The sequence below is a fragment of the Deefgea salmonis genome (assembly GCF_020531905.1).
In the GTDB taxonomy this organism is placed as follows: domain Bacteria; phylum Pseudomonadota; class Gammaproteobacteria; order Burkholderiales; family Chitinibacteraceae; genus Deefgea; species Deefgea salmonis.
Genome location: NZ_JAJAWG010000002.1, coordinates 175,080 through 196,586, shown reverse-complemented (window position 1 = coordinate 196,586; position 21,507 = coordinate 175,080). Strand labels below are relative to the sequence as shown.

Below are 21,507 nucleotides of genomic sequence, written 5' to 3'. Positions count from 1 at the left end.
GTTGAATATGAATTTAATCGGTTTTGTGAAATCAATAAAAATAATAGCAGTATTGCCCTACAACCAATAACAAGCAGTGCATAAGAAGCAATACCCCGTAGTTTTTCTTTTGATTGGAGTCAAACATGAAACGCATTCTTTCCCCACTTTTAGTTGGTTTACTCGCGGCAGGTTTAATGGCTTGTTCTAAACAAGGTCCAGACACACACGCGGCAAGTGAACCTGCTGCGGCCGCTTCAGGCGCAGTCACCATCGGCCTGGCGATTTCAACCCAAAACAACCCTTTCTTTGTTGCATTACGTGATGGCGCAGACACCGAAGCCAAAGCCCAAGGCGTCACTTTAATTACAGTGGATGCACAAGACGATTCGGCAAAACAAATCTCGAATATCGAAGATTTGATTCAGAAAAAAGTCCAAATCATTATGATTAACCCAACCGATTCAGATGCGGTTGCCGGCGTCGTTAAAGAAGCGATGAATGCCGGCATTAAAGTGATTTCTCTAGATCGCAATGTCAATGGTGCTGACGTTAGCGCGCATATTGCATCAGACAATAAAGCCGGCGGTAAAATGGCTGCCGAGTACATCCTGGAAAAAATCGGCAATAAAGGCAATCTGGTTGAGCTTGAAGGCATTCCGGGTTCTTCAGCGGCACGCGAGCGCGGTCAAGGCTTTCATTCGGTCGTAGATGGCCATGCCGATGTCAAACTCGTTGCCAAACAAACCGCAGATTTTGACCGGGCTAAAGGTTTATCGGTCATGGAAAACATCTTGCAAGGCAATAAAAACCTCACCGCCGTTTTTGCTCACAACGATGAAATGGCCTTAGGTGCATTTAAAGCCATTGAAGCGGCAGGCTTAAAAAATGTCATCGTCGTTGGTTTTGATGCCACCCCAGATGCCGTAAAAGCCGTCAAAGCCGGTCAATTGAGCGCAACAGTGCAACAAAAACCCGAACTTATTGGTAAAATGGGCGTCGATACCGCAATCAAATTAAGTAAAGGCGAAGCTGTTGAAAAATCGATTCCAGTTCCACTGGCATTAGTGACTCAATAACGCTTCACCGCAACAAGATCAGCCGATACCCAGGTGTCGGCTTTTTTATGGGATGAGCATGACCGCTTTTCAACGCCTAACGATGGCGGATATTGCCCAACTGGCCGGCGTTTCTAAAACGACGGCCAGTATGGTACTCAATGGCCAAGCGGAACAATACCGCATCGCTGCCAGTACCGTGGCACGAGTGCGACAAGTTGCCGCTGAGCATCATTTTCAGCCTTCGGCATCGGCACGCTTATTGCGCTCACGCCGCAGCGGCACTTTGGGTTTAGTGGTGCCAGAACTCACCAACTTTGCGCATGCCCTGCTCGCTCAAGCTCTCGAGCCCTTATGTCGTGATGCTGGATTTCAACTGTTTGTAGTCAGCAGTAACGATCAAGCCGACATGGAAACCAAAGCCGTTGAGCAACTATTAGCCCGCCAAGTCGATGGACTGATGCTGGTACCGTGTACCAACAATGCCAAGCTCTACGCCAAATGGGCCAAGCGTTTACCGCTGGTGTTGGTCGATCGCCGCGTAATTGATAGCAATTTGCCTTTTGTAGTGAGCAACGCCGAAGAACAAGTGTTTACTTTAATCGAGCATACACTCGCGCAAGGCGTGACCGAGATCGCCTATTTTGGTGGACAAATGCTGCTGTCTCCCAGTATTGACCGACTCGCCGGCTACCAACGCGCTTGGCAAGCTCGGCAACTCCCAGTCAATCAAGCGCTCATTTGGCAACGTGATTATCAAAATCAAAGTGGTTACGCCATGATGAATGAGTGTTACACCCTTTTAGGGCGCTACCCTGAAGCGATTTTTACCGCCTCGATTTCATTACTCGAAGGCGTTTTAGCCTTTATGAATGAACACGATCACTTTAACAATGCGCCCCAACATTTACTGAGTTTTGATGATCACCGTTTGCTAGACTGCATGCCACTCCCGATCAACACCGTCGTGCAAGATAGCGCCCAACTGGCCGCCCAAAGTTTACAACGCATACAGGCCTTACTCGCGGGCGAAACGGTGGAATCAAGTTGGGTCGCCGCCCATATCAACTGGCGGCAAAAAGTAGAGTTGGCTGTTGCAGCAGGCAAAATACCTGTATAGTGTAGGGCTGTTCGTGAACCGCCCTTCTGTAGATTGGCCGTAACACGCAGGCAAATAAGTTGCTAACGCCTTATTTGTTACAAATTAGCCTATGTCCGGCATCTGATCGTTCGCAAGTTCGGCTATTCCCGCATAGATCACACTCCCGCATTGCGGGAGACTGCCGAGGGCGACCTTTGATAGGTATTGCAGCGGCAGGCTCCGTATTCAATTGCTTATGTGCAAGAACTGGAAAAGTAAATGTCAAAAGAAGACGTTGTAGAAATGGAAGGTGTAGTGGCCGAGGTTTACCCGGACACTCGCTTTCGTGTCACCCTGACCAATGGTATCGAAATCACGGCCTATGCCTCAGGCAAAATCCGTAAAAACCACATCCGCATTATCGCGGGTGACCGTGTAACGGTTGAAATGTCACCTTATGATTTAACCAAAGGCCGCGTGAGCTTCCGCCATAAAGATGATCGCCCTGCTCCTGCGCGCAATAACCAATTCCGCCGCCGTTAATTAATCGGCTAGGTATATTGCTCCAGCACTTATCAAACAAGTGCTGCAGGGTAATACGTCATTAAAAAAAACGAACCCATGGGTTCGTTTTTTTTATGCCTACGATGTGGATTTTTATAATGACCGCCACCGAGACAATATAATTAATTCAACACATAAAAAAGCCCGATGACTCCAAAGAGCATCGGGCTTAATCTCGCTAGAGCACTTAGGTCGCTAAGCCACGGCTTTCTAAGTATTCTTCATAGCCACCCAAGAAGTGATTGAAAGTGCCATCCCCATTGAGTTCCAAAATTTGCGTGGCAAGTGACGATACAAACACGCGGTCATGCGACACGAAAATCAAGGTGCCTTTATACAAATCCAAAGCCATATTCAAAGACTCGATCGACTCCATATCCATATGGTTGGTCGGTTCGTCCATCAGCAGCACATTCGGCGTTTGCAAAATCAACTTACCGTACAACATGCGGCCTTTTTCACCACCGGACAAGACTTTGACCGATTTTTTTACGTCGTCGCCACTAAACAATAAGCGCCCTAAAATCCCGCGAATCACTTGCTCTTCAACGCCAACTTCAGCCCATTGGCGCATCCAATCAAACAGCGTCATGTCTTCAGCGAAATCTTCTTCGTGATCCTGAGCAAAATAACCAACGTCAGCTTTTTCGGCCCACTTCACCGTACCCGCATCCGGTTTCAGTACCCCAACCAACATTTTCATCAACGTTGATTTACCTACACCGTTACCACCAATCACCGCCAAACGATTACCCGCTTCAAAAATCAGATTCAGACTTTGGATCAATGGCTTGTCGAATGATTTTGACAAATTAGTCAATTCAAACGCTTGGCGATGCAGCTTTTGCTTCTCATCCACATCAAAACGAATATACGGATTTTGACGACTAGATGGCTTCACTTCCACCATGCCATCTTTAATCTTATCGGCCAATTTCAAACGACTGGTTGCTTGACGACTTTTTGATTTATTCGCCGCAAAACGCTGTGCAAACGCTTGCAACTCAGCAACACGCTCTTTGGCTTTGCTGTTGTCAGTCAAAGTGCGTTCACGTGCTTGCGTTGACGCCAGCATGTAATCGTCATACGTACCCGGATAAATACGGATTTCACCATAATCAACGTCGGCAATATGCGTACACACTTGGTTCAAAAAGTGACGATCATGGGAAATAATAATCATCGTTGAATCGCGCTGATTGAGCGTGTCTTCCAGCCATTGAATGGTGTGAATATCCAAGTTATTGGTCGGCTCATCGAGCAGCAATACATCTGGATTTGAGAACAAGGCTTGTGCGAGCAATACGCGCAATTTCCAACCCGGCGCCACATCGGACATCGGGCCGTTATGCAACTCAATTGGAATCCCTGCGCCCATTAACAAAGCACCCGCGCGCGCTTCAGCGGTGTAGCCGTCATACTCAGCCACTTTGCCTTCCAGCTCAGCAGCGTGCATATAGTCGTCTTCGGTGGCTTCAAGATTGGCGTAAATCGCATCACGCTCGTGAATCGCCGCCCACAATTCGCCGTGTCCTTGCATCACCACGTCGATGACACGCAAGTCTTCAAAAGCGAATTGATCTTGCTTCAATTTACCTAAGCGGATACCTGGATCGAGTGCCACATTACCTGCTGTAGGCTCTAAATCACCACCGAGAATTTTCATAAAAGTCGATTTACCGCAACCATTGGCGCCAATCAGACCATAGCGATTACCATCGCCAAACTTAACAGATACCTTTTCAAACAGTGGCTTAGCGCCAAACTGCATGGTGATGCCATTCGAACTAATCATTGTCTTTTACGCTTTCTCGCCAACATGACTATGCCAGCAAGGTGTAAGATGGTGGGTAGCGCTTTGGCAAAATAACGGCCAAAGGCTCAAAGTACTCTATTTTAGCACAATGCATAAAGACTACGATCACCGTCGAATCAGGCCAATCCAAAGGTGCTGCTTTTTCACGGTTGTTTCACCGAGTGATGACTAATATCTATACTTCATTACGTTTTATTAGTATGTATTGTCTTTACTGACGCAAAAATCAAAAACACCCGAATTAGCCAGGAAACTCATCATGTTCGATTTCAAAAGTCTCATTAATGCCTTACTCGGAAAGAATAAAAACGAAGGTGTTTACGACCTAAAGTCTGCCACAGTCATGATGAATGAATTGCCTGAAAGCGATATTTTGCAAGCCCAAATTGAAATCATCAAAGCGCTACAACAAATCAATGGTAATCCTCGCACCAATATCAAAGAACGATTCAAAACCATTCCATATTTAGATGAAAAAGCACGTGCGCTACAACATCACCTCGTAGCGATTTACCAAGGTAAATTACTCGATGACGATGCCAGCCCGAGTCAAGTCCTACCCAGTTTGCTGGCATTTTGGAACGAAATGGGCGACGGTTATCGCCTCTGTATTAAACAAGCCAGTGCCAGTATTCCACGCGGCCTGGATAAAGATTTGCCGCTCTTTACTTTACGCGGCTTAATGTATTTTGCCGAACAAGCACGTTGGTCTTATCTACGTTATCTCGAATTAGATAGTCGAACTTGGCGCAATTTGAATCGTCTGTATTTATTTGCCGAGCAAAAAGGCTTTGCCACTCAGCCTTTACAGCCCTACCCCAACGCAGAGATCACCGATATTCGCCGTGAATTTATGCAGTTATTAATGCTATCGCTTGCCATGCCCGAAAAGCTGCAATCGGCACAAATTGAATTAATCACTCAGTGGCTTAAGCGCTGGGCCAGTCGTGTTGATCTTGAAAATCAAATCAAGCCCAATCGGCAACTCTTTGCGATCAATATTGCCGGCTCAACCCCGCCAAAACGACTTCGCCGCGACATGGTCGGTGAAAATTGGCGTTATTGGTTTACAGAAACGCTGACTCTGCACATCAAAGACACCATTGAAAAACTGCAGCAAGGCACAGACCCGCTTGATTTAGGCTTACCGGCCGAATCAGCGCAAATTGCCAATTTAGATTTGATGCAACACCTAATCAATCTATGGTCGCGTGACACCCCCACCCCAGTACGCAAAGCCGAGCGTCATACCAGCCAAAAATCAATTCAAGTCACCCGCGGCCTTGACGACGTCATCGAGCGCTTAAATGGCGGTACAAGCCAAGCCAAGCCCGCAAGCTGGACTTTAGACAATGAAAGTAGCACCGGTGTTGGCATCAATTACCAAACAAGTCGAGATGATCAACTCGAAGTTGGTGAAATTGTCGGACTTGACGGCATTGGCCAAAGTGCCGTCTCAATCGGCATCGTTAGGCGCATCACCAAAAAGCGCGATGGTCAGGTTAACGCGGGGATTGAAACGCTATCTCAAACCCCCATTGTCGTTGAACTAACGCCGCTATTGGGTAATCGCAGCTTTTTAGGGATTTACTCACCAGAGAACGCCGCCATTCATCAGGCACGTTTTTTAGTGATCCCTCATGCATTCTTTGCCGATAACCGAGAATTTCGCTTAGCCGCACAAGGCAAAAGCTATCGCATTCGCCTCACGCCGGTGATTGAGCATACCGCCAGTGCATCCTTGGCTAATTTTGCTGTTTTAGAAAAATTATAAAAACTTTCAAAAAAAGCGAGACAAACAGCGAAATGCTTGCTATGATGCGCACCTGTTCAAGAACGGAAGCGTGGCTGAGTGGTTTAAGGCAGCGGTCTTGAAAACCGTCGAGGATGTGAGTCCTCCCAGAGTTCGAATCTCTGCGCTTCCGCCAAAAATTCGAATTAAAACAAAGCCCTAGAGAAATCTAGGGCTTTGTTTTTTGCGCACCGAAGTAAATGACTGTTCCGCATAAAACCATTTATTCCGCAAAGCTGCATTTAATCGCCAGATTTACTAGCTTTGTCTCTACAGCGCAACCCGATCTCATAACCTCTCAGATGCGGAAGCCCTCCGATTTAGTTGTAAACAAACAACCTGTGTGACAGCTCGTTGTAAAACTCAACAAAATACAGCCCATATACTAATAAAATTGAAGTTCAAAGCAAAAATCGCTACTATTTAAGTCAAATGGAAACTATACAACTCTCTCCAGTTGTTCTCGAATGGGCTGCTGCTCAAGCAGGATACAGCCTGGATGAACTCGCCAACAAATTATCCAAAAAAGCTCCTGAGAAAATTCTAGATGGGATTTTGACAAACGCCCAAGTAATCAAGTTTGCGAAAACCACTGGCACAACTTTAGGATATTTGTTCTTGGACGAGCCACCAAGTCCGCGCAAACTACCAGTTGCCGACTTCAGGACAACTATTGACCCCACTCCTTTAAGCAAAGACTTTTTTGATACTTTTGATGATATTGAGTTCAAACAATCATGGTACCGTGATTACTTAATGTCTAACGGAGTAAAACCGCATCAATTTGTTAAAAAGTATCAAAATACAAAAATTGATATTTCCATCCTCGCCCAAGAAATTTGTGCTGAATTAGATTTCAAGCACGAGGATAGGATGAGCATAAGAAATGCAGAAGAGCTGTACTCACTTCTAGTAAATCGTTGCGAAAGAATTGGCATTCTAGTGTTTAAAAATGGTGTAGTTGGCAATAACACTTCCAAACATTTATCTGTGAGTGAATTTAGAGGCTTTGCTTTAGCTGATGAAGTGGCGCCCACTATTTTTATCAATGGAGCAGATGCACCTGCTGCGTGGGTATTCACATTAGCACATGAGCTAGCACACATCTGGAAAGGTAATTCTGGAGTTTCTGATGCAAGCCCAATCTCTGAAAATCAAGAAGAACGATTTTGTAATGCTGTTGCTGCGGAAATACTTGTCCCCACGATACAGTTCAAAATCCAATGGGACAGTGCACAATCTGAAAACGCATTAGAAAAAATAGATCAAACAAGAAGAGTGTTTAAAGTAAGCAATCTTGTCATCGCACGAAAAGCCCTAGATTTAGGTTATATTACTTATACTACATATAATCAAATCTACAACCTAGCTAAGCAAAAAAAACAAACTAGTAGCGGCGGGGATTTCTACGCCACATTAGCGGTTAGAAATAGTAAGTTATTTTCAAAACAAGTTTCGAATTTAGCTATTTCTGGGGCAATAACCCTTGGACAAGCTGGACGCCTTTTAAACACAAACCCAAATAATGTAGTCAAATTCTATGCAAAACAAAACACGGTATCTGTTTGATTCCGACGTATTAATTTCGTCTGCTAGGCTTCATTACAACCCCAATTATTGTGAGTTATTCTGGGGATGGGTGGCAGAAGGGCATAAAGCCGGCCTATTCTTTAGCATTGACAAAGTGAAAACAGAGCTTTTGGATGGGGAAAAAGATCCGCTCAAGATTTGGGCTGAATCAAACACCTTGAACAATTTTTTTCATCCTAGCATTTCTTCACTTCCAATATGGAGATCACTGAGTACACATGCAAACGACCCGAAAAAAGAATTTCAAGAAGGTGCGAAAACAAAGTTTCTAAATGTGAATAAAGCTGATGCGTGGCTCATTGCATACGCAGCTCACATTGGTAACTATACAATCGTGAGTAACGAGGCATCTGCACCAAATGCAAAAAGAGAAATAAAGCTTCCAGATGCAGCTGCTTGGGTCGATGTTAAAACAATCAAGCTCTTTGATCTTTTAAAAATTCACGCAACTAATAATTTTACGTTCAAAACTTAGCCACTTTTCATAAAGCAAAGTAATCACTCGCCCCCAATTCAAAATACGGTCGCTTTGGGTATATCAGATCAGCACAAAGACCGACCTGATATTCACCAAGCTTTGTTGTTAAAAACAAATAGATAAAATCAATTCATCAACGAGTCGGCTCAACCAATTTACCCACACGATTACGCACGTAAGCACTAGTCATGTTTTGCGTGGTATGAGCAAGTAAATCTTGCGCGGCACTCATACCGGAATCCATTTCTTTTTCCGTTCCAGCTTTCGCTCGCAGATCGCGGAATTGCCAAGTTTGGCCGCTCAACTCACGCGCACGATCAAATTTATGTCGAAGCATTGATTCGGTTAGCGGTTTGCCATCGTCATCGATTAACAGCTTCAAACTTCGGGTTTTATAGGCCTGCTTACGTTCCATGATACGTGCAATCACTTCGGCCAACAGTCCTATTACTGAAATACGAAGTTTGGCACCCGTTTTGTTTTGCTTGACCCACAACACACCGTCTTTCACATCCGTTTCGGACATTTTCAGAACATCTGCCGGACGCTGACCAGTTAGCCAGGCCAAATCCATTGCATCACGCAATACAACATCGGCCTGTTGGTAAACCGCCTCATAAGCGGCATCATCGACATATACATCACGGGCATGTTCACGATAGCCTGCAATTCCTTGGCATGGATTCGGCTTATTGGTATAGCCCCATGAGCGTGCATAATTCCAGATATGTGAGAACAGTGCTTTTTCACGATTGGCGCGCACTCGGCCATCCCCTGCCGAATCATCTTTGCCAGCCTTTTTTAATCTCTCTTTTGTCTCTGCCACCCGCCAATCAAGAAACTGCCGAATATTAAGTGGTTCAATTTGATCCAGTGGCGCAGGCGGATCATCAAAAAATGCCAATAATTTTTCGAGCTGCGTTAAATTGTCTTTTTGAGTTCTCGGTGCTTTTTCTGGCAGAACATCACGAATATACCGTTCGGCAGCATGGCGAAAAGTAATCACGATGACTTCGGTACGCTCAGCTTGCTCTAGCTCCGCCCATTTCAAAACAGCAGTCACATAGTCATTGCCCAACGGAACTTCACGGCGCGGCTTTCCGCCTGCATCGTAGTAATACCAAACTTTTTCACCTCGATGACGCGCGCGCATTCGAGGAGGCAAGTTTTTATTTCTTGTTGGCACTCTGCCCATCGCTTCTATCTCGCCCCAGCAGAAATAACACGCGGTGACCACGCCGCTGTTGTCGAGACCCCTGCTCCGTGTTTCGAACCTTCAATAGCGGCACGAGTGACAACCGGTACACCTCTAAAATTCAACCAGTAAGGGATGCCAACACTACGCAGCCATTCGCTTTGCAATACTTCACGCGCTTTTCCACGCTGCCCAGTTTTGATACCTGTTAGCTGTATCAATTCTTCACGAGTTAAAAATAAACCGCTCATGCCATCACCCTTTTTGAAATCGTGTTCATATTTTCAGTACGCATATCGTTGTAGGCACGCCAACGTATAAATAATTGGCGGTACTTATAACTTTGTGGCTTGTAGTAACAACAACACTTCGGTGCGATTGCTGCTTTGGCTGTTGTTACGCATAAACTTCGGAAAAAAAGACAGCCCTGATGTTCCTTGGCTATCCTTGTCTGTTGTCAGGCCACCAAGCACAATTAACTCGCCATCCTCCGCTGTCACAGTGGTAGATAAGGCTCGCTTGGTCAGTGTGGGCGAGTTGTTCACGCCTGTTTCTGTCTTGGCAAAATCGCTAATTTGCTGATCGACTGTCATTTCGACCATCGCGCCGCGTACCACTGGGCTAAGTGAGAGAATCACACCGGAAGACCGATATTCAATGGATTGAACTGCACCGCCACCACCTTGCGGATATGTCACAGCGCCTAAAATTGGTACGTCCTGACCAACTGTGAGCCGAGCTTGCGAGCCTGATTTGACCCGAATTCGTGGCGTTGAAACGACCTTAAAGCGCGAATCCCCAGCGAGCGCCGACAATGCCAAGTCAAAGTTAGCTGCTTTAAAAGTGATCGAATTATTAAGCGCAGCAGCATCACCGCCTACGGATACGCCGAGTTTTCCTCCAAGTAAATTTAACGCCATGGAGAAAGCAGTGCCTTCGGTGTTGCCTGTCGTCACTTCGTAAACCACGGCTTTGACTGCAACTTCACCGCTAGCCGTATCGACCATCGGCAAGATTTTTTTTAGCTTTGCTATTTCATCCGCCGATCCTTGAAAAATCAGCGTATCACTGTCTTGGTCTATCATTGCTGCCGCTGACGTAGGTGGCACAGGCATAGAGCCGCTCTCAATCTTTGCACCAGCAGGGGCGCGAACTGCTCTAGACGTTGTAAAGCCACCGGAAATAAACAGGGGTGTCAGAATATCCGCTAAGTATGAAAGTGAACGGTACTGCGGGTGGTAAACGAAATACTCTTTGTTCACCGCTTCTTTTTCCGCCGCTGGCTTAATTTTTACGAAATCCACTCCGTTACGTGATTCAATAACGAAACCTAAGGTATCCATAAAATTGCGTAAAAATGTCCGAAGGTCGCCTTTGCTGGCATCAAATCGGAATGAAACTAAGCGATCATCCCTAAGCACAGCGGGGTCAATCACATACGGTTGTTTGAGGGCTTCGGCATATACCAAGCTGATGACTTGCGACACACTGATTTGCTGAAAGTCGAACTTAGTCGACTTTGGCAAACCCAGCATGGCCAAATCTGGAATAGCGCCTTCTGGCAATTTAGCTGCTTGCGCCATCGTGCAAAAAGTCATCAGAAGGACTAATAAACTTTTTCGCGTACGCGAAAATCTCATACTCATTTTGATTGCCCCACTGGTACGCCTGCCGCTTTATCCATCGAGCCTGACCAGCGTGTAACGGCTTCGCCATCAATATGACCAACAATAGCCACTCCTTCGCCATTGAACATTGAAGGCGATTCGACTCTTATGCGGCCAGCCTGATCCGCAACAACAACCCAGCTAACATCATCAGCTTGCAACGTACCAACTACGCGCCATGAGCCTGAGAAATTCTGTCTATCTTGCTGCGGTAGAGTTTGCGTTGACGCCGACGCCACAGCCGAAGTTTTAGCCGGCGCACCTGGCACAGCTTTTGCCGCATTATTCGGATGAAAAAACCGCCATGCTCCCCAACCGCCGATACTCATCATCACCACTACGCCAACTGCATATAGCCACAGAGTTCGATTGGCCAACAGGTTTTGCCGCTTGTCGATGGCTTTTTCCGAGCCTTGGCCGCCGGTATAGCTCTGATACAAAGGAAAAATCGCCGGATCATATTTCTTCTGCCGGTCGTCAATGCGTGTTTTGGCGTTGAGCTTCCAGCCCTCATAAATCTCAACGCGATAACGTTTGGTGAAACCCAACGACTTGTGTTTGTGCATCCGAAACGTGAACTCGACGACGTTCTTGACAGAGCGATGCAAGCCTGTAATGTCTTGCGTCATCAACACCACGTCGCAGGCCACCGCTGTTTCAAGGTGAACATAGTGGCGATGCATACGGAAAAACTGCATGTGCTCATGACTGAGCTTGCCGTTATCCGTACCCCAAAAACGCCAAGCCTCATCAATTGCGACCAGATCACCGCCCAGAACCACGGATTCCAATTCTGGCTTTTCTTCATCGGGGAAAAATTGCGCCTGTAAAATACGCTCGTTCTCGATATGAATAATCCGACCCAGCTTATCTATTTCGGTATCGCGCTGATTCACTAGGTATTCATGAATCCTGTCTTCATTAATTCCAGCCACATTGGTAACAACACGCCGACCATGCTGAACTGCGTCCAGAATGACCGATGAAACCACCTCAAATGATTTGCCTGAGCCTTGCAATCCTACGTATGCATTGATCGCCATCGCGTTAACCGATTACCGGAATACGGCGAATAATGAAACGCGTGGCATAAGCTGAAATCACCGTTGATAGCCCCGTCGAAACGCTAAATAAGTCGAGGAAATACCAGACTGATGCAGGAATGCCAGAGAACGCATTGGATAGCGTCGAAGCCTGTGTAGCGCCTGGATAAAGCTGGCTTTCCACCATCACATTGACGAATTCTTTCACGATGAAGAACAGTGCAAAAAAAGTCACAAATTTGACAATGACTGAGCGCAGCATGAAACCCAACATCGTGCGCAACGCTGACATTAAAATACCGAACAGAGCAGCAGGCATAACGACCTCAGGCAGAAAGAAGAATAAACAGGCCAACCAGAAGCCAAACTACAAGCATGACGGCGGCTAATTCCGAACGAAACTGTTCGGCAATCGTGCACTGAGCATCCATAACAATCGAACGGCCAAACAAATCAAAAGTAGGTTTAGGGCATTGCGATACATGCGATGGAGCCTGATAACTTCGTAACTCAGGAAAAAGCGAGGTCAATGGACTTAGGATCGTAGCCGCATCAGGGGTATCTTCTAATGTTGGATCAGGCACACCTGGATCTTCGCCAAGGTCTGGACGACCAGAGGGATTTGTTCCCGGATTCGTGCCCGGATTAGGATTTGGTATTGGATTACTGTTCGAATTTGCCGTAGGTGAAATTGGCACACCATTAGGATCTGTCGCCGGATTCCGAGCTGGGCGCAACATATCACCAAGTGTTGGCATGGCGTTTGGGTTGGCCGCTTGCCATGTAGCGACATCCGCAGTTGTAATCGGCTGGGTAACGCTATATGGAAGCCCTTTATAATTTGAGTCTTGAGCAGCACGAAGCCACGCTTCATTCGTAATCTCAGCCAATTGGCTAGCCGGAACGGGGATGGCTTTTTGGGCTTCAGTTAAATTAGGATAAGCATCTGTTAAATTGGTATATGTTTGGGGGATTGGCGCGTTTGTCCCTACTGTCCAATCAAATAGTTGCTTCGTTTCCGTGGTGATAACGGGCATGCCAACGATCTCAACCCCCGACGCATTTTTAACCGGCGGCGGCGTTGTTGAAACTGTATAAGTACCAAATAAATCTTGTCCGCCCCCTGAGCGAAGCAAGAAAAAAGCACCATTAAACGATTTAGTTACTCGTTGACCAGAATACCCGTCATATCCTCCGCCATCGCTAATTCGCTTCGTATCAGCCTTCATAAAACGGGATACTTCAGACAAGGTGTATGCAATAACAACGAAATTACCATTGCTCAGCATTAAAGGTGCATCGACCCAATATTCTGCCGGTGCGGGTGGGTATGAAAGACAGTCCCCGCCATTCGAACAACTACCGCGATAAACTAACAATCCAGATGCTAATGCCATCGCACCAAAACTTTCGCTAGATCCTGAACTTGCGGGTGGTATATATGCAGGTTTAATTGGGGTACTTTCAGTCTGAATAACGACAGATGAACCTGACTGATTAATACTTACTTTTTGCAATGCATCATTTGTAAAATAGTAAGCGCCCAACGCAGTAATTCCGAGCCCCGCCGCTATCGTTAGCCATACAGGAGCTCCAGCAATTGCTAACGCACCAGCTGCCACTGTAGATGCCACATTTACGGCTGTCATTTGCTTGCTAATCCCTGCCATAGTTGCGGCAAAAACCGGCTCGTTTGCGGCTCTTGCTAACCAAACGGCATCATTCGCAGCAATCCCTTCCGCTGCTGCGATACGATTAGCGACAATCCCTGCCACAGCTCGATTGACGACGTAATTCTCAACTGGTGCCAAGACCGCATTGGCCGATACTTGCTGCGCCAACATCGAAATCAAGCATAAGCACAGCAATGTACGTTTCCACAGTTTCATAATCCTTACACCTTCAAATTACTAATTAGAAATCCCTTTAACCACCGCCCAACCGCAGGCAATACCCCAAACGAACATAATCAAATACCAGAGCTCATTAATCGTCATGGCTATCGCCTAAATTTGCAGGAGAAATAAAGCGGGATACTTTCGAAAAAGAAAGTGTGCAAATAACGTAGAAAGAAAAATACAAAAACGAAAGGGGCTTGCCAGCGTGGGTACTCCAAATAAACATGCTGGTTTTCGATGGAAAAATCTTCATACAGAAAAATCGAAATGACAGCGCCTAAAGCAAAAATTAGTAAGGCGATCAGCGTAATTACTGCAATAAGAATATCCATAATCCCTCCAAGCCCAAAGAGGGGGAGACATAAGCCTCCCCTGAAACCACCAGAACGATTAGCCGCCTTTAATCATGCGTAACACGGTTTTGGCACCCTTAATGGCGATATACACACCAGCCAGAAGGCCAGAAATTGCCAGCAATGCAGTAATGGTCGTACTGAAGTCCACCGCAGAAGTGAGCGATGACAAATCAGGAGCAGTGCTTGCAGCATTTGCCGCAGGCGTCATGACAGCCCCCAGACCAACCAGTACGGCAACAGCGGCAGATTTAGATTTAGCGATTACGTTTTTAAACATTTTTATCTTCCTTTCAAAAATTCGGGAAAGCGCCCGTTCGCATACGTTTCAGCCTCGGCGAATCATGCCGAGCACTAATCCGATTCCATGAGAAACGAAATACAGACCTACCACGGTTGAAAATGCCAACGCCCAAATACCGGACGCATAGCCATAATCAAAAGGCGCTGTAGCCGCTTCAAAATTGTTTTGCTGTGATGGATCGATGACATACGCCTGCACCACTTTCGTGGTTTGCCCTGCTGGGCAGGGAACACGAGCTGGCGTACCAGGCATACACACGACTACATTTACAACTTGCCCAAGCGCCATGCTTTATCCATCCAGTCTTATTGCTTGAGCAGCACCTCGACTAACGCCGCTCTGCTCAAACCGTGGAATAAAAATCTGATTTTCTTTAAAGGCAAAAACATCTAGTTCGCGGAGGCTCGGCGTTCCGCCGATCTGGCCGACCGTACAGTTATTGACACGAGTCCAAGGCTCGCTGCGCTCGCATGCTGGAGAAAACTCCACCGTCCATTCATGAATTCGCGAGCGCACAAAGTCACCATCAATGCGATCAACCACGCCTGTAATTTTTGAAGTGCTGGCTTCGCCGTATTTATTGAGTAAATTGGTATCGCGCACGAGGCCTAGTGGCAAATCACACAGCTTCAAACCTGTGCCGCCAAGTACTCGGACGTATTCAGCCCAATCGCCTTGATCGGCAGCCGCAGAAGCCCGTTCCAGAACGTCAGAATCAAATGATTCTTCTTGGCGAGCCACGCGGCGCAGTTCACGCCACAGCGTTACAGGTGCGACGCCAATCGGTTGAAATTGGCGAATACCCCAGATTGATGCCCACGCCTGCACACGTTCTGCCGCAGTAATAGCCTCAAAACCATCATGGGTAACACCGATGCTCTCCCCGTTGGTTTGTTTGCCATCGATGTTTTTTGAAATGTATTTAGCGATGTAACCAGCGGCGCTACCGCGTTTCCAATCAATTTGAATAAACTTGATGCGGCGCTGCCATTTGATTTTGCCGCTGACGGGGTTGATCAATTCTTGCTGATCTTCTTGCGTGAAATAGCCACGAAACAGCTCAAGCATAGTTTTGACTTGTTCTGCTTCAACGAACAGAAGAAGGTGCCAGTGTGGGCAGCCATCGTGATGCGGTTCAGCAATCCGAAACCCGTATGCATGAATTCCGCGTCGGTGCAGTGCCGCACGAACACGCGCGTACACTCGAGACAGATACGCCTGGCCATCTAATGGCGTTAATATCAATGGTGTTGAAACGTCAAAGTTTGAATTGGGTACAGCTTTCTTTTTGCCTAGGCGCTTAAATGCATGAAAACGGCTTGGGCATGTGGCAGTAATAAAAACACCGACATGGCCAAGGTCACGTGCAATACGTTCTTGTCCTGCAATGCGCGTCATTAATTCGGAACGGCGAATCGCAGGATTTGAAACACTGGTATCAGCAAGGTCTTGCAACGAAAACGTATCGCCAGCCTCATTGGTCGCCTGCAAGTTTTGCAGCAGAGTTTTATTACGCTTCCGTTGAGCACGGAAACGATAGACACTTTCGTCGCTGGCATAAGCCCCCGCCTGAATATTGATTAGACCCAAACGAATTGCTTCGGTCTCCAATCTACGAGCGGTGCTACGGCGTATCACACGACGCCAGTAATATTCATCGGTCAAACGTCGAAGTAATGTTTCCTCGGTCACACCTGCCTTGCCTGTCTCTGGTAGGTCAGACAAAGCAACGTCATACTGCTTGGCAAATTCAAGCGCCCGAGATAGCAGTACCTTTGAATCATTTGTTAAAGGCGGATACTTAAGTTGAGAAATAATCGCATCAGCAACTTTTTTCGCCTGATTACGTATTTCTTCATCATTAGCCGCCAGGTTAAATTTCCCAGCAACTGATTCAATATGGTCTCGATATTCTCGAACCAAAATATTTCCAGCAGCGGCGGCTCGGGTGTCACTACCTTCGGTTTTAAAAACAATGTCGTTATGCTTCCGACGAATAACGCGAGCAAATGCTGGTGGCACTTTTGCCAGGCACTTGTCTACAAACCATTTGTCTTGCTGGTAATAGCGTTGGCGGTATTCGACGGAAGAACGAAGTTCCACATTAAGCCCCTTGCTTCACACGATAAGGAACAAGCGGATCAGGCAGGCCAACGACTTTGGCAATGGCCTTGAGACGTACCTGATCTTCTGTGTTCAACTCAATAAAATCCGGCGTGATTGAGCCAATCAGTGTTGAAACAAAAGCTCGGTCTGCCAGCAAGCGTGAAGATGGATGAGGCGCAGTAACAAACTCGATATACACCTCAGCGGCCATTTCGAGCGATTCCAGCAAGCGTGGGATTTGCATCGAATTCATGGCTTATTCCTCGACAGCTGAATAAACGTTAACGGTCGGGCGGCGGGTTACTTTTTCGCCGGTTTCTTTGTCGAGGTACTGGAAACTCTTGGCGCGATAACCGCCGCAAGTTACAAGTGCTTCTATCGTGTCGCCTGCTTGTCCCAAGCGTTTTTTCGAGCGAATTTCTACAGAATTTGGCGGCGTATATTGATCGACAGCAGGGAGAGTCACTTCGGTATATGTGAAATCATCCGCACGGCGTACGGAGTGGATTCGGCCAAAAAGCAAAGCTTGATTTGGTTTGAGTGATAACTTTTGATTTTCTTGAGGTGTGCTCATTTTTGATTCCTTTGTTGGTATGGGACGACATTAGAAAATTTAATTTGTAAAGTTCATCACTTCGATTTGCCGTCCGTCCTCGCTAGCTGCGGGCGGGCGGCAACTCAAAGCTGCTGAACAGTGAACAACTTGCTGCTTAATTCAAAAATCACACGTTCGTTAATTTTGATAACAACAACCGGTTCAGTAACGTTCGGTGCTGGTTTCTTAACGTGGATAGGTACAAGTAAAATGCGTGTATTTCTCAAAAATGACTCAGATGAGGTTCTTTGCAAATGACAATGCATAGACCATAATCACCTGAAGCACTCTGTACGGACAAAAAAGACACAACGAGTACCATTGGTACTCATAATTAACCAATGGTACTTATCATGTCAAGCGAAAATATTAGTGCGCGCTTTAAAACTGTGATCGACGCAACCACAAATGAAGCAAGGAAATTTAAGGAGCTTGAGGAATATTCAAATATTCAATCAGTTAGCTGGAGAAAGGCTTACTCAGGTGGGCAGCGGCCAACAGCAGAAATGCTAGAAATTCTGAGCAGGCGTAACCCTGAATTTGCATTCTGGCTTGTCAGTGGTATTGATGACTCCGTGACCGGACATGTCAGCCCAACGAAAAATTTGCAGAATGCAACAACGACACTTTTAACTGCAAAATATCTAAAAAAAAGAATTGAAATTAATGAACTCGTTCATCAACACAATAATAAGAACGCGATCGACCACAAAGGAAACAATAAAGAATTAGTTGACAGTGCGATTGATGAAACCATTGAAAAAATAATTCAATGCATTTTCAAGGAATACCCAGAGGCTGTAGGTACAATAGAAGGGAAAATGGATATTTTTGAAACAATAAATATTAACGAGAACAATATAGACTTAGTTAAAAATGAGTTAGAGACAACTTTGATTGAGTCAAACAAAAACATCGCAACAATCCTTGAAAAAAGAATTGAAACAATAAAAAATAAATAAAAATGACTCTATATGCCAGCAAAGCAATACGCTTAACAGAGAAATACAACGAAGAAATACACGAAAACTTAAATCCATACCTTGAGGTTATTTTTAGTTATATATGGATATATGCAGAAAATGGAGCTTCGCAATGCGAAGTTCCATTAAAGTTTCATGTATTAAGCTCTTTAGAGAACAGCGAGATAGAACTAATTAAAAAAGAGCTTCAGCGGATTGGCTACAAAGCCGAACACGACCAAAACTCTTTAAAAGTCACATGGATTGAAGACAATAAGTGATCTCACCTAGATCAGCTCTATACTATACCAAATAAAAATCACAAATCAGTTACTAAGAAAATTTTTCTTGAATAATTTTTTCTTTGCTTCTTTTGCATTAATACAGTCGGCATTAGCTGAATATTTAGCTGGGTCATTGCTACATTTCTCAATAGTCTTGCTCAATTCCTCTTTATTTTCTGACTTCATCCAATAATTAACATCATGGCTAGAACTTTCTGCGAAACATAGAGCAGTCCCTACCAGTGTAATAAAAACAAAAATGTATCTCACTGCATTCCCCTTGTTTTTTAACGAATGAAACAACAAAGAAACGCTAACACAAAATGCAGGAGTAGTAAGTATACAGAAACAAAACAGGGGAAACCGTATGTTATTACTTACAAAAACCACTGTAAATCTGTTTTAAATTAATAGCGAAAAACCCCTTAGGGCGCAGCCCCAATCCCTGCTCTAGCTTGCGAGGCGGCGGAGTCAGGGGGTAAAAACGAGCACCCTACCTCCACCTAAAGCTTGGAGTCGTTTCGTGAGCATCAAGGGGCTTTCGCGGCATAAAAAGTGGCAAAAATCCGCCACATTTATTCCACGTCCCCTTGACCCTCAATCCACTTGATTAAATCAGTGGATCACATTACTTCGATAATTTGCCGTTTGAATTTTGGTTGTAGTGTCAGTTTATGGGTGACAAAAGTCGTGATGCGAGATGGGTAACGTGGATTCTTCTGCTGTATTTCAATTGCTTCTACGTGTTTTAAAAACCCAAACATTACTATTTCTGAATCGACAGCAAATGTATTAAGCCAATTTCCGTCCAAATGCGCGATACTTACCTCGAATACATCTAGGCGATCAGGATTATCCGTGTGCCGATACAGTGATTTGCAGTTGAGAAAACTGCTTTTGTACTTCGCGTCGGGTTTAGGCGAATGATGTGATTTTACCACCCCTGCCAAGGCAACTGGATGTGAGCTTTCACTACCTGATTTGATCTGTTGCCAAGCATCACCATAACGTTCCTGTTCAAAGAAAAATTGGTTCCAAGGGATTTTTTTGCTACCCAGACGCAGGGTTATTTCTGCTGCAAGTACAGCATCGGATTCACACAATGCGCGCAACTTAACAAGATCAGCTGTTGTACGGAGATAGCTAGACAGCTTATCTTCGGTTTGTATGAAATGAGTTGTTGTCGTGCCATTTGAAGCATTCGAGAGGGGAGAGCTCGCAGGCATAGGCTTAGTGCCTGAAAGACTAGCTCCTCTCAATCCATCGTGTAATGTTAGTAAGCGAAGTTCACGCTTGCCATTATCTAGTGCATTAATGAAATCCTGATCAGATTGCGCTACGATTGCCGTAATCTGTCCAAGCGCGTCGTAGCGACATCCAGAACGATGCTCTGAGCCGCTTGTTAGGCCAATATAAGCGGGAACATCGATAGGTTCGATTCTGTTAGAACGATTTTGTTGGTAGCGAGAAACAAATCGAACCGCGCAACCACAAGGTTGGTGGTCGCAGAATAGGTCGGGAATGGTTTCTTGTTGATCATGTAAATTCTGTAGAGCTTCAACAGAATATGAATTTCCCTTACGATCTTTTGCAGATCGCATTTTGATACCCTTTCCCATATCAATCCAATTTGTGTAAGATTTACAGCATCATATCTCGTTAAATGGATTTCGACATGGCTAGATGCACAGCACCTGTACGCGGACATAGTTCAGCGGCCGCACGAGCGGCCTGCCCTGCATGCAGTTCCCACCGTAGCTACAGCTATGGCAGCTCGTCATATTCTACGCCGAGCAGCAGCGGTGCTAGTTATAGCAGTAGTGGTGGTGGTAGCAGATCCAGCACAAATTCTAGGCCACGCTGGTCAAGAGCGGGATCGTCCGTGTCGTATACATCTGCTCAAGTGCTTTCACTCACGCCAATCCGCCAAACCGTTGAGATGCGAGCAGTAGAGCAACCTGATCTTCGTGACGTATTTTTGTGTCACGCGTGGGATGACCGACAGGGAGTAGCCAAAGAGCTGCACGATTTGCTTGAGGCTGCTGGTGTTAATGTTTGGTTCAGTGAGAAGGATCTTGGCCTCGGCGTGCCAATGATGCGTGCAATTGACAAAGGCTTAGCGAATTCGAGAATCGGGCTTGTGTTGGTTACCCCTGCGCTACTGGCTCGCCTCCCAAAAGAGGGCGTCGCCGACAAAGAACTTTCTGCGCTTCTTGCTGGTAATCAGCTCGTTCCCATCGTGCACAACACAACTTATGCCGCTCTTCGCAATGTTAGCCCATTGCTCGCCTCCCGAAGTGGCCTAGACACTCTAGAAGATTCAATGGAGGTGGTCGTTGCAAAAATCGCCGAATTGGTTGCTATTGTCTAGCGCTTTACCATAAAGGACAGGGTTGATGACAAAAGAGGCCATCTGCTCAATTTACGATCAGTACACCGCTCCAACGTTCCGCAAAGCGGAATAGCTCCAATGTATTTCAAGCCCTGTAGCTGGTCTGATTTTTTGTGTTTGCGGAACAAGCATTTATCGAATAAATGTCAAAAAGCCTATAATTAAAACGAGACAAGCGCAGAAAGACTTGCTATTATTCGCCCCTCTAAAGAACGGAAGCGTGGCTGAGTGGTTTAAGGCAGCGGTCTTGAAAACCGTCGTGGATGTGAGTCCACCCAGAGTTCGAATCTCTGCGCTTCCGCCAAAAATTTAAAACCCACTGACTTGTCAGTGGGTTTTGTTTTTTCTAG

General features: G+C 45.8%; 23 protein-coding genes and 2 tRNA genes. 11 read left to right on the top strand and 14 right to left on the bottom strand.

The window, feature by feature from the left end:
- The first annotated feature begins 125 nt into the window (after positions 1-125).
- The 3 genes from rbsB (at position 126) to infA (ending at position 2,661) form a co-directional block, all read left to right on the top strand.
- On the top strand, positions 126-1,058 hold the full coding sequence (rbsB, locus tag LG219_RS04615; protein WP_226763367.1) for a ribose ABC transporter substrate-binding protein RbsB: 933 nt from the start codon (positions 126-128) through the stop codon (positions 1,056-1,058).
- Between the two features lie 58 nt (positions 1,059-1,116).
- Entirely contained in the window at positions 1,117-2,157 is a 1,041-nt protein-coding gene (locus LG219_RS04610) for a LacI family DNA-binding transcriptional regulator (protein ID WP_226763366.1), read from the top strand.
- A gap of 240 nt (positions 2,158-2,397) precedes the next feature.
- Positions 2,398-2,661 (top strand): translation initiation factor IF-1, encoded by a 264-nt coding sequence (infA, locus tag LG219_RS04605; protein ID WP_027469097.1) that lies wholly within the window; start codon positions 2,398-2,400, stop codon positions 2,659-2,661.
- A gap of 208 nt (positions 2,662-2,869) precedes the next feature.
- On the opposite strand, the gene LG219_RS04600 is transcribed toward infA, so the two are convergent.
- Positions 2,870-4,477, bottom strand: a complete 1,608-nt coding sequence (locus tag LG219_RS04600; protein WP_226763365.1) for an ABC-F family ATPase — start codon at positions 4,475-4,477, stop codon at positions 2,870-2,872.
- A gap of 280 nt (positions 4,478-4,757) precedes the next feature.
- Here LG219_RS04600 and LG219_RS04595 point away from each other — a divergent pair, with 280 nt between their 5' ends.
- From LG219_RS04595 to LG219_RS04580, 4 genes are all read left to right on the top strand, one after another.
- A complete protein-coding gene (locus LG219_RS04595; RefSeq protein ID WP_226763364.1) occupies positions 4,758-6,272 on the top strand; it encodes a cyclic-di-GMP receptor FimW-related protein in 1,515 nt (504 codons plus the stop codon).
- A 64-nt stretch (positions 6,273-6,336) separates the two neighbouring features.
- Positions 6,337-6,426 (top strand) — tRNA-Ser (locus LG219_RS04590).
- 296 nt (positions 6,427-6,722) lie between these two features.
- Positions 6,723-7,859, top strand: a complete 1,137-nt coding sequence (locus tag LG219_RS04585) for an ImmA/IrrE family metallo-endopeptidase (protein WP_226763363.1) — start codon at positions 6,723-6,725, stop codon at positions 7,857-7,859.
- Positions 7,831-8,355, top strand: coding sequence for a DUF4411 family protein (locus LG219_RS04580; protein WP_226763362.1), 525 nt, complete (start codon positions 7,831-7,833; stop codon positions 8,353-8,355). Before LG219_RS04585 ends, LG219_RS04580 begins: the two co-directional genes overlap by 29 nt.
- Before the next feature lie 136 nt (positions 8,356-8,491).
- Here the strand turns inward: LG219_RS04580 and LG219_RS04575 are convergent, their stop codons facing one another.
- The 11 genes from LG219_RS04575 to LG219_RS04525 all read right to left on the bottom strand — a co-directional run bounded on the left by LG219_RS04575 (position 8,492) and on the right by LG219_RS04525 (position 17,498).
- Entirely contained in the window at positions 8,492-9,511 is a 1,020-nt protein-coding gene (locus tag LG219_RS04575; protein ID WP_226763361.1) for a tyrosine-type recombinase/integrase, read from the bottom strand.
- A gap of 47 nt (positions 9,512-9,558) precedes the next feature.
- Complete coding sequence (locus LG219_RS04570) at positions 9,559-9,804, bottom strand: DUF4224 domain-containing protein (protein ID WP_035853486.1); 246 nt, start codon at positions 9,802-9,804, stop codon at positions 9,559-9,561.
- Between the two features lie 84 nt (positions 9,805-9,888).
- Positions 9,889-11,199 (bottom strand): type II secretion system protein GspD, encoded by a 1,311-nt coding sequence (locus LG219_RS04565; RefSeq protein ID WP_226763360.1) that lies wholly within the window; start codon positions 11,197-11,199, stop codon positions 9,889-9,891.
- Positions 11,196-12,263 carry a zonular occludens toxin domain-containing protein gene (locus LG219_RS04560; protein WP_226763359.1) on the bottom strand — a complete coding sequence of 356 codons (1,068 nt, stop codon included), beginning with the start codon at positions 12,261-12,263 and terminating at the stop codon, positions 11,196-11,198. The genes LG219_RS04565 and LG219_RS04560 overlap by 4 nt, the downstream gene beginning before the upstream one ends.
- Before the next feature lie 4 nt (positions 12,264-12,267).
- Complete coding sequence (locus tag LG219_RS04555) at positions 12,268-12,582, bottom strand: DUF2523 family protein (protein WP_226763358.1); 315 nt, start codon at positions 12,580-12,582, stop codon at positions 12,268-12,270.
- 7 nt (positions 12,583-12,589) lie between these two features.
- Positions 12,590-14,152, bottom strand: coding sequence for a hypothetical protein (locus LG219_RS04550; protein WP_226763357.1), 1,563 nt, complete (start codon positions 14,150-14,152; stop codon positions 12,590-12,592).
- A gap of 399 nt (positions 14,153-14,551) precedes the next feature.
- A complete protein-coding gene (locus LG219_RS04545; protein WP_226763356.1) occupies positions 14,552-14,794 on the bottom strand; it encodes a hypothetical protein in 243 nt (80 codons plus the stop codon).
- 48 nt (positions 14,795-14,842) lie between these two features.
- Positions 14,843-15,070, bottom strand: a complete 228-nt coding sequence (locus tag LG219_RS04540; RefSeq protein WP_226763355.1) for a hypothetical protein — start codon at positions 15,068-15,070, stop codon at positions 14,843-14,845.
- Positions 15,071-15,109: 39 nt separating this feature from the next.
- Positions 15,110-16,921 (bottom strand): replication endonuclease, encoded by a 1,812-nt coding sequence (locus LG219_RS04535; protein WP_226763354.1) that lies wholly within the window; start codon positions 16,919-16,921, stop codon positions 15,110-15,112.
- A 1-nt stretch (position 16,922) separates the two neighbouring features.
- Positions 16,923-17,177 (bottom strand): hypothetical protein, encoded by a 255-nt coding sequence (locus LG219_RS04530; RefSeq protein WP_226763353.1) that lies wholly within the window; start codon positions 17,175-17,177, stop codon positions 16,923-16,925.
- Between the two features lie 3 nt (positions 17,178-17,180).
- Positions 17,181-17,498: a hypothetical protein gene (locus tag LG219_RS04525; RefSeq protein WP_226763352.1), complete on the bottom strand. Its 318-nt coding sequence runs from the start codon at positions 17,496-17,498 to the stop codon at positions 17,181-17,183.
- Between the two features lie 374 nt (positions 17,499-17,872).
- On the opposite strand from LG219_RS04525, the gene LG219_RS04520 reads away from it, so the two are divergent.
- Together LG219_RS04520 and LG219_RS04515 are read left to right on the top strand one after the other, a co-directional pair.
- Positions 17,873-18,481: a hypothetical protein gene (locus LG219_RS04520; protein WP_226763351.1), complete on the top strand. Its 609-nt coding sequence runs from the start codon at positions 17,873-17,875 to the stop codon at positions 18,479-18,481.
- A 2-nt stretch (positions 18,482-18,483) separates the two neighbouring features.
- Entirely contained in the window at positions 18,484-18,762 is a 279-nt protein-coding gene (locus LG219_RS04515) for a hypothetical protein (RefSeq protein ID WP_226763350.1), read from the top strand.
- A gap of 45 nt (positions 18,763-18,807) precedes the next feature.
- Here LG219_RS04515 and LG219_RS15550 read toward each other — a convergent pair whose 3' ends face one another.
- Together LG219_RS15550 and LG219_RS04505 are read right to left on the bottom strand one after the other, a co-directional pair.
- Positions 18,808-19,035 carry an EexN family lipoprotein gene (locus tag LG219_RS15550; protein WP_226763349.1) on the bottom strand — a complete coding sequence of 76 codons (228 nt, stop codon included), beginning with the start codon at positions 19,033-19,035 and terminating at the stop codon, positions 18,808-18,810.
- 353 nt (positions 19,036-19,388) lie between these two features.
- Complete coding sequence (locus tag LG219_RS04505; RefSeq protein WP_226763348.1) at positions 19,389-20,366, bottom strand: hypothetical protein; 978 nt, start codon at positions 20,364-20,366, stop codon at positions 19,389-19,391.
- Between the two features lie 281 nt (positions 20,367-20,647).
- Here LG219_RS04505 and LG219_RS04500 point away from each other — a divergent pair, with 281 nt between their 5' ends.
- Both LG219_RS04500 and LG219_RS04495 read left to right on the top strand, forming a co-directional pair.
- Positions 20,648-21,136 carry a toll/interleukin-1 receptor domain-containing protein gene (locus tag LG219_RS04500; RefSeq protein ID WP_226763347.1) on the top strand — a complete coding sequence of 163 codons (489 nt, stop codon included), beginning with the start codon at positions 20,648-20,650 and terminating at the stop codon, positions 21,134-21,136.
- A 235-nt stretch (positions 21,137-21,371) separates the two neighbouring features.
- Positions 21,372-21,461, top strand: a tRNA-Ser gene (locus LG219_RS04495).
- The last annotated feature ends 46 nt before the right edge of the window (positions 21,462-21,507 follow it).